Origin of the sequence: Sinorhizobium meliloti, from assembly GCF_017876815.1 — a bacterium.
Classification (GTDB): domain Bacteria; phylum Pseudomonadota; class Alphaproteobacteria; order Rhizobiales; family Rhizobiaceae; genus Sinorhizobium; species Sinorhizobium meliloti.
Map to the genome: position 1 here is coordinate 2,223,341 of NZ_JAGIOS010000001.1, position 14,032 is coordinate 2,237,372.

Genomic DNA, 14,032 nt, shown 5'->3' on the forward strand with positions numbered 1-14,032 from the left:
TCAGCCCGCCTTGCCGGCAATGTCGAGGCGGCCGCCGGGCAGGGCGGCGCACTGGCGCACGAGGTCGACGGCGACCTGCGTGTTGATGCCGAAGCGGGTGACCCCCAGACGCATCATGCCGGCGATGGCATCGAGCGAACGGATGCCGCCGGAGGCCTTGATCTCCACCGCGCCCCCAACGGTTTCGACGATGAGTTTCAGCTTTTCCAGCGTCGTGGCGCTCGGCGTCCAGCCGGTGCCGGTCTTCACGAAGGCGGCTCCGCTTTCGGCAACGATCGCCGACGCCGCCCGGATCTCCTCGTCCGTCAGATGGGCGAGTTCCAGAATGACCTTGAGCGGCACCGGGGCAATCGCCTCCACGATGGCGCGGATCTCGCTGCGGACATAACCGAAGTCGCCGGATTTGATGCGGCCGACATTGATCATCATGTCGAGTTCCTGCGCGCCGTTCTCGGCAAGCTCCACAGCCTCGGCGGTCTTGGTACGGGTGCTGTGGCCGCCCGAGGGGAAGCCCACCGGACCGCCGACAAGCGTCAGGCCGCCCGAGGGGACGAGGCTTCTGAGCAGCGGCACGAAATTCGGCAGGGCATGCGCAGCGATGAACCCTTCCGCAACCGCGATTCCCGCCAGCTCCCGCACGTCCGCCTCCGTGTGGAAGGCCTGGACGGCGCTGATATCGATCAAGGCGGCGAGATCGCGAGGGGCGAGCGAGGCCGGCGGCTGACGGCGGTTGCTTATGTTGTTCATCTCTATGTCTCTGTGCTCGTGCGTAGGTAACGAAGATTGCGCTTCATGCCGGTGAAAAGATCGACATGCTCTGCGCCCCGGCGCAGTGCGACGCTGGTGGACAGGATGTCGACGACCGTCAGCGCGGCGATGCGGGAGATCGTCGGCGTGTAGATGTTGGTGTTTTCCAGCGTCTCGACCATCAGCACGATATCGCAGAATTCGACCAGCGGGCCGTCCGAGCCGACGATGCCGATGACCTGACAGCCGCTCTCGCGCGCCCGGCGCGCGGTTTCGATGATCGCCAGCGTCGCGCCGGTATTGGAGATGACGACCGCGACGTCGCCGGGCTTCAGCATGGAAACGACCATGATCTGCTGGTGGGCGTCGGTTTCCGCGCCGCAGGGGACTCCGAAGAGGGGAAACTTCTGCTGGGCGTCGCGCGCGACGATGCCCGATGCGCCGAAGCCGAAGAACTCGATGCGATTGGCCTTGGCGAGCGCGTCGACGGCTCGGTCGACCTGGACCGGGTCGAGGTGATTGCGCACCCAGTCGAGGCTGGTGATCGTATAGTCGAAGATCTTCTCCGAGACCTTGGCCGGAGTGTCGTCGGCGTCGATGACCGAGTGGGTCGCGGACATGCCCAGCGCCAGACTCTGGGCGAGGCGGAGCTTGAAGTCCTGATATCCCTGGCATCCGATCGAGGCGCAGAAACGGATCACTGTCGGCTGGCTCACCTCCGCCCATTCCGCCGCCTCGGCGATGGTCGCATTGATCACGCGCTTCGGATCGGCCAGAACGAGTTCGGCTACCTTGCGGTCCGACTTGCGCAGATCCGCGCGCTTCAGCCTGATGACTTCGAGTATGTTGTTGTTGCCGCCGATCGTTTTGGGCTGGAGCGCATTGGTCGACATGGAGATCCCCGGTTACTTGGACAGTCGGTATTCGACCGACAGCTTTGCCCGATGGAGCCGTACCCTGCAATCAGCGGCCGCCGATTTGGCGTCGATCACCCGAGGGTCTTCGGTATTGAAGGCGAACATGCCGTAGTGATGGGCGATCATGTCGGACGCGCCGATCCGCTCCGCCAGCAGGCATGCCTCGTCCAGCGTCAGGTTGCCGGCAATGCCGGCCTCCGTAAGTTCGGCGCGGCGGCCGTTGACCGGCAGGAGCGCCAGGTCTACCCGGAAGGGCGATACCTCCTCGACGAGACCCTCGTAAGGGATCGTGTCACCGGAATGGTAGAGGCGCGCACCCTCGGCCGCGATCACATAACCGAGGAACCTGTGCCAGCCCCCGGGGGTGCGTTCGAGTGTTTCATGCGCGGCGCGGATTGCGGTGACGCCGAGTCCGGCAAGAGGTTCGATGCGCTCGCCCGCGTCGACTGCGACAAGCCGTTCCGGCCTGACGCCGATACGCTCCTGCGCGGCAGCCAGCGCGGCGCGGGGCACGACGAAGCGGCAATCCGGGTTGGCCGCGGCGATCGGCATGAGGGTCTGTGGATCCATGTGGTCGGTATGCTGATGCGTCACGAGCACGAGGTCGACCGGGCCGAGCGCGGACGGGGCGACCGGTGCCGCCATCATGCGGTCGTGCTCGAAGCGCTTGCCGCGGTATTTTTCCGCGAGGCTGTCGGAGAGATAGGGGTCGACGACGATGCGGAAGCGGTTCGTCGCGATCACGAAACCGGCCTGCCCGAGCCAATAGAGCCGGATGCCGCCGGCGGTCGGCGCGGCGAGCCGCTCGGTAAGCGAACCCGAAAAAGGCACGGTCGACAGCGACATCATGCGCTCTCCTCCTCCAGGGCCGAGAGAAGGTTCGTCACGGCAATCGCGGTCGCCTTGCTGACGCTCTCGTCGGTCAAGCCGCCGATATGGCTGGTGGCGATGACGCGCGGATGGCTGGCAAGGGAGCCGGGCGCCGGCGGTTCCTCGACGAAGACATCGGTCGCATAGGCCTGCAGCCGGCCCTCGTCGAGTGCGGCGCGCACCGCCACCTCGTCCACCAGTGTTGCGCGTGCGGTATTGATGAGGATGGCGTGCGGGGGCACTGCCGCCAGACGCGCCGCATCGACGATCGGGCGGCCATCGGCAGGTGCCGGGCAGTGCAGCGAGACGATGTCCGCCTCCGCGAAGACCTCGTCAAGGCTCCCCCATTTGAAAGGGCCATACACTTCGACGTTCGGGCGGAACGGATCATGGGCGATGACGCTGGCCCGCATCGCCGAGACGGCGCGTGCAACGCGTTTTCCGATCGCGCCGCAACCGATAATCCCGACGGTGCGTTCGGCGATTTCCTTGCCGCGCGAGCGGGGCCAGCCGCCGGCGCGGATGCCGGCCGTTTCGGCTGGAATGTGACGCAGGGCGGCAAGGATAAGCCCGACTGCAAGTTCCGCCACGCCGACGGCGTTGGCCCCCTCGGCCTTGAGGACGCGGATGCCACGTCCCTTCAGCAGGGAGAGCGGCAGATTGTCGATGCCGGTGCCGTTGCGGCTGATCGCCCGCAGACTGTCGGCGGCGGCGATGACCCTGTCGGAAACGGGCTCGACGCCCGCCAGCCAGCCGACACAGCCCGGCACGAGATCGATCAGTTCGGCCTCGTCCGGCATACGGCCCGGCGTGGAGAATACGAGCTCGAATCCAGCCTGCCGAAGCGGCTCGAGTTCCGGCGGCGGGGCGAGGGAGAGCGAACGGGGGGTCACGAGAATGCGCTTCACGGCGTCACCCCTTTGCCGCCTCGATGGCGATCCGCGAAATCTCGTCGAAGGCCGGCCCGGAGGTCGGAATGACGATGTCGAACACTTCCGCGATGACCTGAGTCCAGCCGTGCAGGAAATAGGTCCATCCATCCTCCACCTGCAGCCCGCGCCTGGCCTGCTGCCGTCGCGCCTGATCGAGAAAGACGAGGTCGCCGCGATAGTTGAGGTCCCAGGCGATGGCGCGCTTGGGGAAAAGGCCGGCATCGGTGATCGGCGAACCCGGCGCGTCCTTGCCGAGACCGGTCGCGTTGATCACCATGGAACCGGGCTTCAGCGAGGCCATGGCCGCATCGTTCAGCTCCGGCCGGTCGGCCAGGACATAGTCGACCTTCACGCGGGCGCCCATTGCCTCGTGAATCCGCTTCAATTCCTCGAGGCGGGGGCGCGACCGGTTGGTCACGACGATGCGCGAGGGCAAGTCGTCCCCTCGCTTTTCCTGCATGAGATGCCAGGTGATGGCGATGGTCGAACCGCCGGCTCCCATCGACAGAACTTCCGCGCCGGTTTCGGTGAAATGGCCGGCCGGCAAGAAGCCATCGATGGCGAGACCCGATGAAATGGGGTCCTTGGCGTGGCAGACGAGCTTGCCGCCGCGTTTCGACAGGCAGCTCGTCTCATGCATCAGCAGTGCATGCGGATCGATCACGTCGAAGAGATCGCGTGCCGCATTGAACAGGTCGATCTTGTGGGTCGTGACCAGCGCGCCGAGCGACAGCGGGTCCGACTTGATGAAGGAAACGGCCTCCCGATAGGCCGCCGGGTCGGCATGAAGCGGAAAGTCGATACCTTTCAGGACCGCGTCCTTCAGGCCGAGGTGACGCGCCCAGGCGGGGAAGACCCGCATGATCGAGCTTTTCGACGTCGTCACGCCGATGAAGTAGAAGGTTGGCTGGATCGCGGGCTGGTAGCGATTCATCGCGTCACCTCGCGTATTTGCTTTGCCCGTGCGACTGCCGCGCGCGCCTTTGCCGTGATGTCGGCCCAACGACCTTCGCCGATGTCGGCCTTGGTGGCGATCCAGGTGCCGCCGACGGCGGCCACCGCACCGAGCTTCAGCCATTCATGCATGTTGTCGAGACTGACGCCGCCGGTCGGCACGAAGCGGGTGCCGAGATGAGCGAAGGGGGCACTGATCGCTTCCAGCATCGACGGGCCCCCGGCCGCCTTGGCCGGAAAGAATTTGGCGAGCTTCAGGCCGTTGCGGGATACGGCCGTCAGGTCGGAGGGCGTCATGATGCCTGGAGCGAATGGAAAATCCTTGGCCTTGGCGGCCGCGACGATCTCGGCGTCGAAGCCGGGCGCGAGGCCGAAGCGCGCACCCGCGCTGATCGCTGCACGCAAAGCGTCCGGCGTCAGGATCGTCCCGGCGCCGACCAGCAGTTCCGGGCGCTTCTCGGCCATGATCGCGATCACCTCGGCGGCCGCTTCGGTGCGGAATGTGATTTCGGCAAGCGGCAAGCCGCCTTCGAGAAGCGCATCGGCCAGGGCGACGGCGTCGGAGGAGCGCTCGATCGCGATGACCGGGACGACACCGAGAGTTGCGGCTTGGTCGAACGGAGCAATCATGCGTTTTCTTCCTTCTTCTCGCGGCCATAGAGCGCGGCGACCGTCGCCGCGTCGCGCATCCGCCAGTTGGGGTTGTCGATCTGTTTCCAGCCGCCCCTGCCGTCATCGATGATGCGCGCACGCATGCCGCCCGCCTTGGCGATGCAGTCGTAGTCCTGGCCAGAGTCGGCAGGGTAGCAGAAGAGCATCACGAGCTCGTCGCCGCCGATATTCACCGACCGGTGGATCCAGTACGGCGGCACGTAGCAGACCGTCTGCGCGTCGACGGCCACGACGCGGACTTCGCCCTCCGGAGATTCCAGCAGCATGAGGCCGCGGCCCTTCTGACCGTAGTAGATTTCCGGCCGGTCCGATTGCTTGTGAATGTGGCCGCGGGTGACGAAATACTCTTCGCCCACCTTGCCCGGCAGCATGCGGGTGACGCCGAAAATGAGGTCGCCGGTGCGTTCGTTGGGGCGGAACTCCGAGACCTCGTAGACGACCGTATCGTTCCAGGTTTCCTGCATGGCAGAGAATGCCGCCTCGTCGGCATAAAGACCGGCGAGATCGCGGAAGCGTTTCTGGTAGGCGCCCGTTGCATCGCTCATGGCACCGGTCCGAAGGTCGACCCGGCACCCTGCGGGCTCAAATAGCTTTGTCAAAGTGATTCCTCGTATGTCTCGTTCTTGGTATCAGGTGATCGTGTAACCGCCGTCGATCATGAGGTTCGCGCCGTTGACCATCGCGGCCGCGCCGCTGGCGAGGTAGAGTACCGATGCGGCGATCTCCCATGGCTTGGCGAAGCGCCGCGTCGGGATGGCGGCCCTGGCGCGCTCGCCTTTCTCTCCAGCCCAGCCGGTCAGCCCGAGTTCGGTTTCCACCACTGTCGGCGAGACCGCGTTGACGGTGACCCCGCGCGGACCCCATTCCAGCGCCATGCAGTTCGTCATGCCGATGATGCCCGCCTTGCTGGCGCAGTAGGCGACATGGCCCTCGATGCCGATGATCGCCGCCTGGGAGGCCATGTTGACGATGCGGCCCGACCCCTGCTCCAGCATGCCGGGGGCGATCGCACGCGCCATGAGGAAGGCACCCTTGAGATTGACGGCGAGCGTGCGGTCCCATTCGGCCGTCGGATAGCTTTCCGCAGGGGCAAGCGGCCCGATGCCGGCATTGTTGATCAGAATGTCGATCCGGCCGAAGGCTTCGGTCACCGACTTGACGGCTCGCTCGACTCCCTGCTCGTCCGTCACGTCCGCCACATGGGCGATGTGGCCGGTGCCGAGCGAAACGGCCACATCCGAAACGGCGGCGTCGCGGTCAAGAAGCGCGACGCGCGCCCTCTTCGTGGCGAAAGCTTCGGCAACTGCCCTGCCGATGCCGGTGGCGGCGCCCGTGACCACGACGGTCTTGCCACTGAAATCGAGCAGGTCGTCGAAGGAGGGGATTTCCGTCATGTCAGAATTCCTGGCCTGTGTGGGTGATCGTCATCTCCTGGAGATTGACGTCCTGCGGCAGCTCGTAGGCAAAGAGCATGGTCCGCGCGATGTCGTTTGCATCCAGCCCGCCGTCGAGCTGTTTGCGGCCGCTGTCCCAGAAATCGTAGGCGTCCTGGTGGGTGATGGTCTTGTCGATCTCCGACTTCGCAACACCGGGCGAGATGACCATGACGCGGACGCGATATGACGACATGGTCTGGCGCATGCCTTCGCTGACGGCATGCACGAAATGCTTGGTGCCGCCATAGACGTCATGGTGCGGATAGACCTTGCGGCCTGCGATGGAGGAGACATTGACAATGGTGCCGCAGCGCCGCTCCTTCATGCCGGGAGCGACCGCGTGCATGCCGTTGAGAACGCCGAGGCAGTTGATGTCGACGAGATCGCGCCATTGCGCAGGATCCTGCTCGTCGAGCCGGGCGAGACGGGAGACGCCGGCATTGTTGATGAGGCAGTCGACCGGGCCGAACCGCGCCTCACCCTGCCGGATCGCGCTTGCGAGCGCATCATAGTCACGGACGTCGGCGGCGACCGCGAGCATGTTCGGAAGCGCCATCGCCTCGATCAGTTCGGATCGGCGGGCGATCAGAAGCAGGGGATAACCGGCAGCCGAGAAGACGCGTGCGGTTTCCTGACCGATGCCGGCGCTTGCGCCGGTGATCATGACGAGCGGCTTTCTGCCGGTCATGGCTTGCCTCCCGTCGGTCAGTGGATGCTGCGTGAAAAGGCGTCGAGCGCCTGGATCGCGTCGCGCACGGCCGGTACGGTAATGGTGACCGGCGTGGCATAGATGATGTTGCCGGGCCGGCAGGCGGCTTCCGCCACGCGGCCGATCTTGGCGGGGACGTCATCGACGATGCCGAGGTCCGCCAGTTTGGTCGGCAGTCCGACGCTGCGGCAGAAGCGTATCATCGCCTCGATCTCGGCTCGGTCGCGGTTCTCCAGCATCAGCAGGCAAAGCGTGCCGAAGGCGACCTTCTCGCCGTGGAAATACCCATGCACCTCCTCCAGCACTGTCAGGCCGTCATGGATGCCATGGGCGGCCGAGCAGCCGCAATTCTCGAAACCGAGGCCCGACAGCAGCGTGTTCGCCTCGATGATGTTTTCGACCGCTGGGGTCAGCAGGCCGGCCTCGACGGCGATCTTCGCCTTGACGGCATCGCGTGTCAGCACATCCTGGCAATGCCGGGCGATCGCCATCCCGGCTTCGGTAGCGGGAAAGCCGCCGGCCACATAATTGTCGGTGCGCGACTCGATATTAGAGCGGGCCTCGAACCAGGTCGAAAGCGCATCGCCGATCCCCGCGACGAGGAAGCGTGCCGGCGCGGCTGCCACCAGCGCGGAATCGACGACGACGGCGTCCGGGTTGCGGGGCAGGCGGAGCGCCTCCTCGTAAACCCCATGTTCGGTGTAGCGCACGGCAATCGCGCTGCAGGGCGCGTCGGTCGAGGCGATCGTCGGTGCGATGACGATGCGCGCGCCAGTGTCGATTGCGACGATCTTGGCGGTGTCGGCCGTCTTGCCCCCACCCACGCCCACGAGAATATCGCTGCCGTGCTCGATTGCGACCTTGCGTACGCGCTCGATCTCCGAGGTGCAGCACTCTCCGCCGAACCGCTCGAAGCGGATATCGAGCGAGTCGCCGCAGCTTTTGCCGATGCGTTCGCTGAGTGCGTCGAACAGCACGCGGTCGATCAGGACGAGCGCGCGTTTGCCGAGCGGCGCCAGATAGGCCGCCAGCTTGTCGATCTCGCCCGCACGCTGGATGTATTTGTTCGGACCGCCGAATGCCCGTGCCATTCAAATGCTCCTATCGCTGCATGGTGGTGTGAAGGTCAGTGGATGGTGTAGCCACCGTCGATGGTGAGCACCGAGCCGGTGATATAGCTGGCGGCGTCCGAAGCGAGGAACAGCACCGCCGCCGCCACTTCGCTGGCCTTGCCCGCGCGGCCCAAAGGCGTCATGCCGAGCCAGATCTTCGACCATTCGGGGTCATCCAGACCACCCTGCGTCATCGCCGTCTCGATATAGCCGGGGGCGACGGCGTTGATGCGGATGTTGCTCTTGGCGAATTCGCCCGCGAGCGACTTCGTCAACATGTGCACGCCCGCCTTGCTGGCGTTGTAGGCGACCTGGTTCTGCGGCAGGTTGCTGATGTAACCCGAGATCGATCCGATGTTGACGATCGAGCCGCGCCCGGCCGCCGACATCGTCTCGATAGCCGCGCGACAGCACCAGAAAAGGCCGGTCAGATTGGTGTTGATCACCTCGTCCCAGGTTTCCGGCTCGAGTTTCAGGCTGTCGCAATGGCGCGCGATCCCGGCATTGTTCACGAGGATGTCGAGCCCGCCCAACTCTGCTGCTGCCTGCCTGACGACCTGCTGCGCAGCGCTCTCGTTGGAAATGTCGGCGGGCAGGTAGATCGCCTCGATCCCCTTCTGCCTCAGTTGCCGGACAGCCTTTTCGCCTTCGTCGCGCGAGCGGGCGGAGATGGCCACGCGCGCACCGGCTTCGCCAAGCGCCTCGGCACAGGCGAAGCCGATGCCGCGACTGCCGCCGGTCACGAAAGCGGCGCGCCCATTCAGTCTGAAAAGCTCAGCGTACACTTTTCCCCTCCCTGGCTGGCGCATCCCGGCGCCTCTAAAAATGTAGTTTAATTACCTTGACAATCGAGTGTCAATCCGAAAATCTAGGGTTGGGGGATGGAATTACCGGGTAAAGCACGAAATTACTACATTTATCGTGATATGGCTTCGGTAAAATGTAGCTTAGCTACAATGGGAGGGCTATTGTATGGGCGTCCGGCGTCAATGCCGTTTCCGGCCGGACCGCTGGAAGGGTGGGACCTCAGCGACGGGTTGCGCGGCGTCGTCCCTTGGCCGCCGCCGCCCCTTCAGCGTCGCGCGCCTTTGCCGCAGCCAGATAGTGTTCCCGCGTCGAGGCGATGTGCCGGCCCATGAGCTCGATTGCGGCATCGTCGTCGCTTCCCGCGACCAGTTCGGCAAGGCGCACATGGTCTTCGAACGAGGAGGCGTTGAGCGAAGGGGCGAGCGAAAGGCGGTTGCGCAGCGCCTGCACGCGGAAGGCGATCAGTTCGTAGGCCTCCAGAAGATAGGCATTGTCGGCGAGTTCGAAAAGGACCATGTGGAAGCCGCCGTCGAGAGTGCGGTAGCATTCCGCGTCGTCGGCATCGAGTGCCTCGCGCATCTCCTTGACGATATCGGCCCATTGCCGGGTGAGCGCCTGGCGGTCGGTGGCAAGCGCCATCCGCATGGCCGCCAGTTCGAGCACCTCCCGCAGCTCGGAAAGCTTCCGGACCTGATTTGCATCCATGTCGAAGACGAACGAGCCTCTCTGCGGATGCACTTCGATGAGGCCCTGGCGCTTGAGCACCATCAGCGCCTCGCGCACGGGCGTCTTGGAAACGCCAAGCTCGCTGGCGAGCGCGATCTCCGAGAGCGGTTCGCCGAGCTGGAACTCGCCGCGCACGATACGGCTGCGGATTTGCTGCGCCGCCTGGTCGGTCAGCGATGGGCCGCGGTCAAGTGTGTTCATGAGGTCTCCCTTCCATTCAAAAGCTCGAACGCAGGCACGTCGAACCTGTCTGATATTTACACTGAGATATCAGATATGATACGTCAATTCTCGTCGCCCGCAATCTCTAGGTAGGCTTGATATGTCCGTCCAGACACTAGTTGCCCCTGATTTGCTCGAAGCGCGAGTCGAAAACGCGTTGCGCCAGGCCGGCGCTGCACAGGACTCGGCCGCTGCAGCGGTGCGGGCGATGATGCACGCCTCGCGCATCGGGGTGGACAGTCACGGCGTGCGGCTGGTGGTTCATTATGACCGCGTGCTGCGGGGCGGCCGGGTCAACGGCACGCCGAGCATGACGGTCCGCCGGACCGCGGCCGCCACGGCCGTCGTGGACGGCGACAACGCTCTCGGCCACCACGCGGCCTATGTCGCCATGGGTCAAGCCATCGAACTGGCGCGCGAAAGCGGCATCGGCGCGGTCGGCGTCATTCGTTCCTCGCATTTCGGCGCAGCTGGCGCCTATGCACGGATCGCCGCCGAGGCGGGTATGATCGGCTTTGCCACCACCAATTCCGATAGGGTGGTTGCGCCGTTTCAGGGTCGCGAGGCTTTCCACGGCACCAACCCCCTGGCTTTTGCCGCTCCGAGCGGCAGCGCGCGGCCTTGGCTGCTCGACATGGCAACCTCGTCTATCCCGCTGAACCGGCTGCTTCTTTACAAGTCTCTCGGCGTGTCCTTGCCGGCGGGGGTCGCAGTCGACGAGGAGGGCCAGCCGACCATGGAGCCTTCTGAAGGCAGGACGCTTCTGCCGCTCGGCGGTGTGGATTTCTCCTTCAAGGGCGCGGCTCTTGCCGGCGTCGCGACGCTGCTGTCGGCCATCCTGCAGGGTATGACCCTTGATCATGACCTCATGCCCATGGTCGGAACGGACGATTATTCGACCCCGCGCGGAATGGGTCATTTCCTGCTTGCCATCGATCCGGACCGATTTGGCGGACGCGACGTCTTCAACCGGGGCATGGCTGCCTATCTGGAAGCCCTGCGGGCCGCGCCCGCGCAGGAGGGGGCCGAAGTGCTGGCGCCGGGCGACCGCGAGTGGCGTGTCGAAGCCGCACGTGCGCAAACCGGCATTCCGATCGATCCCGATACCGCGGCCTTTCTTGGTCTGCTGCGGGACCCGGCCGAACCGGCCGGAAACTCCGAGGAGAATTAGTTTCATAGCCAACACGTGCCGGGGCAGGGAGCCTCCGGCCATCAACTGGGGAGGAATAACATGAAAACGATGCTGAAGCAGGGGTTGCTGGCCGCAGCGCTGTTGACCTCGATGGCGCCGGTCGCCATGGCGCAGGAATGCGCGGATGCGGAAACGCAAGCCGTCTATATCCAGCACGGTTGAGGTGGGAATGACGGACCGGCAGTGCCCGGCCAGAAAGGAATGATATGTACCTGAGGAAATTCGATCTTTCCGGCCGCGTGGCGGTGGTGACGGGAGCCGGGCAGGGGATCGGCCTTGCCTGCGCCGAAGCGCTTTGCGAAGCGGGCGCGGCGGTCGTGCTGACCGACATCAGCGCGGAGCGCTGCGAAGCCGGCCGGGCCGCGCTTGCAGCCAAAGGATACGTGGTCGAGACCGACCTGATCGACATCGGCGACAGCGCTTCCGTCAATGCGGTGGCGGACCGGCTGGCGGTCAGCGGCAGGGCGGCCGACATCCTCGTCGCAAATGCCGGGATCGCCCATGCCGGCGTTCCGGCCGAAGAGCTCTCGGATGCGGACTGGGAGCGGATGATAGGCATCAATCTCAGCGGCGCTTTCCGGTCGTGCCGGGCCTTCGGCAGGCATATGCTGGCCAAGGGCAGGGGATCGATCGTCACGATCGGTTCCATGTCCGGCACGATCGTCAACCGGCCGCAACAGCAGGTGCACTACAATGCGGCCAAGGCGGGCGTCCATCACCTGACCCGTTCGCTCGCTGCCGAGTGGGCGGCCCGAGGCGTGCGGGTGAACTCCGTCGCGCCGACCTATATCGACACGCCGCTTCTGACTTTCGCCAAGGAGGACAAGCCGATGTACGAGCAATGGCTGGACATGACGCCGATGCATCGCCTCGGCCAGCCGGACGAGATCGCCTCGGTCGTGCTCTTCCTGGCCTCCGACGCCTCCAGCCTCATGACCGGTTCCATCGTCGCCGCGGATGCCGGCTATACCTGCTGGTAAGAGCAATTCCAGGAAAAGTGCGTAGCGGTTTTCCGTCCGGGATTGCGGCAAAGGGCCAGAGCGATTCCAGGAAAGGTGCGTAGCGGTTTCCGTCCGGGATTGCGGCCTTTAGGGAGGGCGGGAGCGATCCCGGTTTCATTTATCATCCTGACATGCTATACGTACAACATGATAAATAGGCGCCGGCTGGAGTTTCTGGCGGCGCCCCCTTGCTCCTGGGTAAAATGTAGTCACGCTACATACCCAGTTCAGATGCCTGCCTGATTCTCTCTGGGATTTTCCATCATAGAACGGTTTGCTTGCGCTTTGTTGAAATGAAGCATGGCTTATCGCAAGCAGGACCCGCAAAAAATGTAGTTGAATTACGAAATGGCATTGTCTAGCATCGTCCTTGCGTGAGAGTGGGAGAGCCGGTCGGCGTCCGCCGCACGTGTGGAGGAGAATTCGAGAGGGAGGGGAGCTATGTTCAAAAAGCTCGCAAAATCATCGCTGTTCGCGGCGGCAGCCACTATCGCAGTCTTGCCGATGCTGGGCGCTGTGCCGGCCGTTGCGCAGGACGGCGAAAATATCGACGTCACCATCGGTTGGGTGCCGCCGGACATTACCGGCGTCTTCAAGACGGCCACGAATTTCTTCGAGCTGGCTGCCGAGGACGCCAATAAGAACGGTTTCAACGTCAAGGTTCTGACGAAGTCGCCGACCAGCCCTACGGCCTTCGCCGAGCAGGTCAGCATCATCGAGGACATGATTCAGCGCAAGGTCGATCTCATCGCCGTTTCCCCGGCTGAAGTCGCAACCGTCAAGCCGGCCCTTGCCCGCGCCACGGCAGCCGGCATCCCGGTCGTCGTCGTCAATCTGCTCGAGCCGATCGACGGCGTTGACGTCTCGTCCTACATCGGCTTCGACAACACGCAGGGCGCGGAGGTGAGCGCCTATTCGGTCGTAGATTATTTCGGCGGTCCGGGCGTGCTTGGTACCGGCGACAAGGTCGATGTCGAACCCGGCACCTATCTCGACCTGAAGTTCTGGGAGGATATCGCTTCCAAGCTCTCGGCCGAGGACAAGGCCAAGATCAAGGCGCGCGGTGCCATCATCGAGGGTGTTGCCGGGGGCTTCTACTCGACGGCCCGCCTCGAGGGATTCCGCAAGGTGCTCGAGCAGTTCCCGGGTATCGAGATCGTGGGCGGCACCTGCGCCGGCGACTGGAACCGCGAGAAGGGCACGCGTTGCGCCGAGGATATCCTGCAGGCCAATCAGGGCAATCTCGATTTCATCTGGGCGGCGTCGAACGAGATGGGCCTCGGAGCGATGCTGGTGGCCGGCTCGCAGAACCGGCTCGAAACCACGCAGGACGGCGCGGCTGTCGGTGACACGAAGGTGGCGATCTTCACCAATGACGTCACGCCGGAGTCGGTCGACCGCATAGCCGAGGGCAAGATGATCGCCGAAACGACCCATGGCTTCGCCGATTGGGGTTGGTTCGGCACCAAGTTTGCCGTCGAACTCGCCTGCGGCCTGGAAGTGCCGAAGACCTTCGACATTCGCCCGCGCAGCGTTTACGAGGCGAATGCGCGCAACTTCTATCCGGAACCGAAGCTTGAGCCGATCGACTGGAAGACCATCCGGGCGAACTGCAAGAAAGCCGACTGAGCTTCTCCCAGGGCTGCGGAGCATCTTCTCGAGAGAGGGGTGCTCCGCGCCGCCGCTTGTATGCAGATGCAAACGGCGTGCGGAGGTAGAAAGGGCACGTTCAGTG

16 protein-coding genes are annotated in these 14,032 nt (G+C 64.5%); 4 read left to right on the forward strand and 12 right to left on the reverse strand.

What is annotated here, in order from left to right; genetic code table 11:
- From deoC to JOH52_RS10510, 12 genes are all read right to left on the reverse strand, one after another.
- On the reverse strand, positions 1-747 hold the full coding sequence (gene deoC, locus JOH52_RS10455) for a deoxyribose-phosphate aldolase (RefSeq protein ID WP_010970031.1): 747 nt from the start codon (positions 745-747) through the stop codon (positions 1-3).
- A gap of 2 nt (positions 748-749) precedes the next feature.
- Positions 750-1,640 carry an SIS domain-containing protein gene (locus tag JOH52_RS10460; RefSeq protein ID WP_010970030.1) on the reverse strand — a complete coding sequence of 297 codons (891 nt, stop codon included), beginning with the start codon at positions 1,638-1,640 and terminating at the stop codon, positions 750-752.
- Positions 1,641-1,652: 12 nt separating this feature from the next.
- Positions 1,653-2,513: an MBL fold metallo-hydrolase gene (locus tag JOH52_RS10465; RefSeq protein WP_013844799.1), complete on the reverse strand. Its 861-nt coding sequence runs from the start codon at positions 2,511-2,513 to the stop codon at positions 1,653-1,655.
- Positions 2,510-3,442 (reverse strand): phosphoglycerate dehydrogenase, encoded by a 933-nt coding sequence (locus JOH52_RS10470; protein ID WP_010970028.1) that lies wholly within the window; start codon positions 3,440-3,442, stop codon positions 2,510-2,512. Before JOH52_RS10470 ends, JOH52_RS10465 begins: the two co-directional genes overlap by 4 nt.
- Positions 3,443-3,446: 4 nt before the next feature.
- Positions 3,447-4,400: a shikimate dehydrogenase family protein gene (locus tag JOH52_RS10475; RefSeq protein WP_010970027.1), complete on the reverse strand. Its 954-nt coding sequence runs from the start codon at positions 4,398-4,400 to the stop codon at positions 3,447-3,449.
- Positions 4,397-5,050, reverse strand: coding sequence for a bifunctional 4-hydroxy-2-oxoglutarate aldolase/2-dehydro-3-deoxy-phosphogluconate aldolase (locus tag JOH52_RS10480; protein WP_010970026.1), 654 nt, complete (start codon positions 5,048-5,050; stop codon positions 4,397-4,399). The genes JOH52_RS10475 and JOH52_RS10480 overlap by 4 nt, the downstream gene beginning before the upstream one ends.
- A complete protein-coding gene (locus JOH52_RS10485; RefSeq protein WP_010970025.1) occupies positions 5,047-5,691 on the reverse strand; it encodes a glucose-6-phosphate isomerase in 645 nt (214 codons plus the stop codon). Before JOH52_RS10485 ends, JOH52_RS10480 begins: the two co-directional genes overlap by 4 nt.
- A gap of 30 nt (positions 5,692-5,721) precedes the next feature.
- Positions 5,722-6,486, reverse strand: coding sequence for an SDR family oxidoreductase (locus JOH52_RS10490; RefSeq protein ID WP_013844798.1), 765 nt, complete (start codon positions 6,484-6,486; stop codon positions 5,722-5,724).
- 1 nt (position 6,487) lies between these two features.
- On the reverse strand, positions 6,488-7,216 hold the full coding sequence (locus JOH52_RS10495; RefSeq protein ID WP_013844797.1) for an SDR family oxidoreductase: 729 nt from the start codon (positions 7,214-7,216) through the stop codon (positions 6,488-6,490).
- 17 nt (positions 7,217-7,233) lie between these two features.
- Positions 7,234-8,328, reverse strand: a complete 1,095-nt coding sequence (locus tag JOH52_RS10500) for a glycerol dehydrogenase (protein ID WP_107010528.1) — start codon at positions 8,326-8,328, stop codon at positions 7,234-7,236.
- 35 nt (positions 8,329-8,363) lie between these two features.
- Positions 8,364-9,134, reverse strand: coding sequence for an SDR family NAD(P)-dependent oxidoreductase (locus JOH52_RS10505; protein ID WP_010970020.1), 771 nt, complete (start codon positions 9,132-9,134; stop codon positions 8,364-8,366).
- 241 nt (positions 9,135-9,375) lie between these two features.
- A complete protein-coding gene (locus tag JOH52_RS10510; RefSeq protein ID WP_010970019.1) occupies positions 9,376-10,083 on the reverse strand; it encodes a GntR family transcriptional regulator in 708 nt (235 codons plus the stop codon).
- Positions 10,084-10,204: 121 nt separating this feature from the next.
- Here JOH52_RS10510 and JOH52_RS10515 point away from each other — a divergent pair, with 121 nt between their 5' ends.
- The 4 genes from JOH52_RS10515 to JOH52_RS10525 all read left to right on the forward strand — a co-directional run bounded on the left by JOH52_RS10515 (position 10,205) and on the right by JOH52_RS10525 (position 13,926).
- The gene (locus JOH52_RS10515; protein ID WP_013844796.1) at positions 10,205-11,275 is read left to right on the forward strand and encodes an Ldh family oxidoreductase; all 1,071 of its coding nucleotides are present in this window, start codon (positions 10,205-10,207) and stop codon (positions 11,273-11,275) included.
- Positions 11,276-11,335: 60 nt separating this feature from the next.
- Positions 11,336-11,458 carry a hypothetical protein gene (locus tag JOH52_RS35895; protein WP_013844795.1) on the forward strand — a complete coding sequence of 41 codons (123 nt, stop codon included), beginning with the start codon at positions 11,336-11,338 and terminating at the stop codon, positions 11,456-11,458.
- A gap of 44 nt (positions 11,459-11,502) precedes the next feature.
- A complete protein-coding gene (locus JOH52_RS10520) occupies positions 11,503-12,276 on the forward strand; it encodes an SDR family oxidoreductase (RefSeq protein ID WP_010970017.1) in 774 nt (257 codons plus the stop codon).
- A 462-nt stretch (positions 12,277-12,738) separates the two neighbouring features.
- Complete coding sequence (locus JOH52_RS10525; protein WP_013844792.1) at positions 12,739-13,926, forward strand: sugar ABC transporter substrate-binding protein; 1,188 nt, start codon at positions 12,739-12,741, stop codon at positions 13,924-13,926.
- Positions 13,927-14,032: the final 106 nt, after the last annotated feature.

Coding starts and splice junctions, on each gene's coding strand:
- JOH52_RS10520 (WP_010970017.1), top strand. CDS start 11,503: ATGTACCTGAGGAAATTCGATCTTTCCGGCCGCGTGGCGGTGGTGACG.
- JOH52_RS10500 (WP_107010528.1), bottom strand. CDS start 8,328: ATGGCACGGGCATTCGGCGGTCCGAACAAATACATCCAGCGTGCGGGC.
- JOH52_RS10490 (WP_013844798.1), bottom strand. CDS start 6,486: ATGACGGAAATCCCCTCCTTCGACGACCTGCTCGATTTCAGTGGCAAG.
- JOH52_RS10510 (WP_010970019.1), bottom strand. CDS start 10,083: ATGAACACACTTGACCGCGGCCCATCGCTGACCGACCAGGCGGCGCAG.
- JOH52_RS10495 (WP_013844797.1), bottom strand. CDS start 7,216: ATGACCGGCAGAAAGCCGCTCGTCATGATCACCGGCGCAAGCGCCGGC.
- JOH52_RS10525 (WP_013844792.1), top strand. CDS start 12,739: ATGTTCAAAAAGCTCGCAAAATCATCGCTGTTCGCGGCGGCAGCCACT.
- JOH52_RS10465 (WP_013844799.1), bottom strand. CDS start 2,513: ATGATGTCGCTGTCGACCGTGCCTTTTTCGGGTTCGCTTACCGAGCGG.
- JOH52_RS10515 (WP_013844796.1), top strand. CDS start 10,205: ATGTCCGTCCAGACACTAGTTGCCCCTGATTTGCTCGAAGCGCGAGTC.
- JOH52_RS35895 (WP_013844795.1), top strand. CDS start 11,336: ATGAAAACGATGCTGAAGCAGGGGTTGCTGGCCGCAGCGCTGTTGACC.
- JOH52_RS10475 (WP_010970027.1), bottom strand. CDS start 4,400: ATGAATCGCTACCAGCCCGCGATCCAGCCAACCTTCTACTTCATCGGC.
- deoC (WP_010970031.1), bottom strand. CDS start 747: ATGAACAACATAAGCAACCGCCGTCAGCCGCCGGCCTCGCTCGCCCCT.
- JOH52_RS10480 (WP_010970026.1), bottom strand. CDS start 5,050: ATGATTGCTCCGTTCGACCAAGCCGCAACTCTCGGTGTCGTCCCGGTC.
- JOH52_RS10460 (WP_010970030.1), bottom strand. CDS start 1,640: ATGTCGACCAATGCGCTCCAGCCCAAAACGATCGGCGGCAACAACAAC.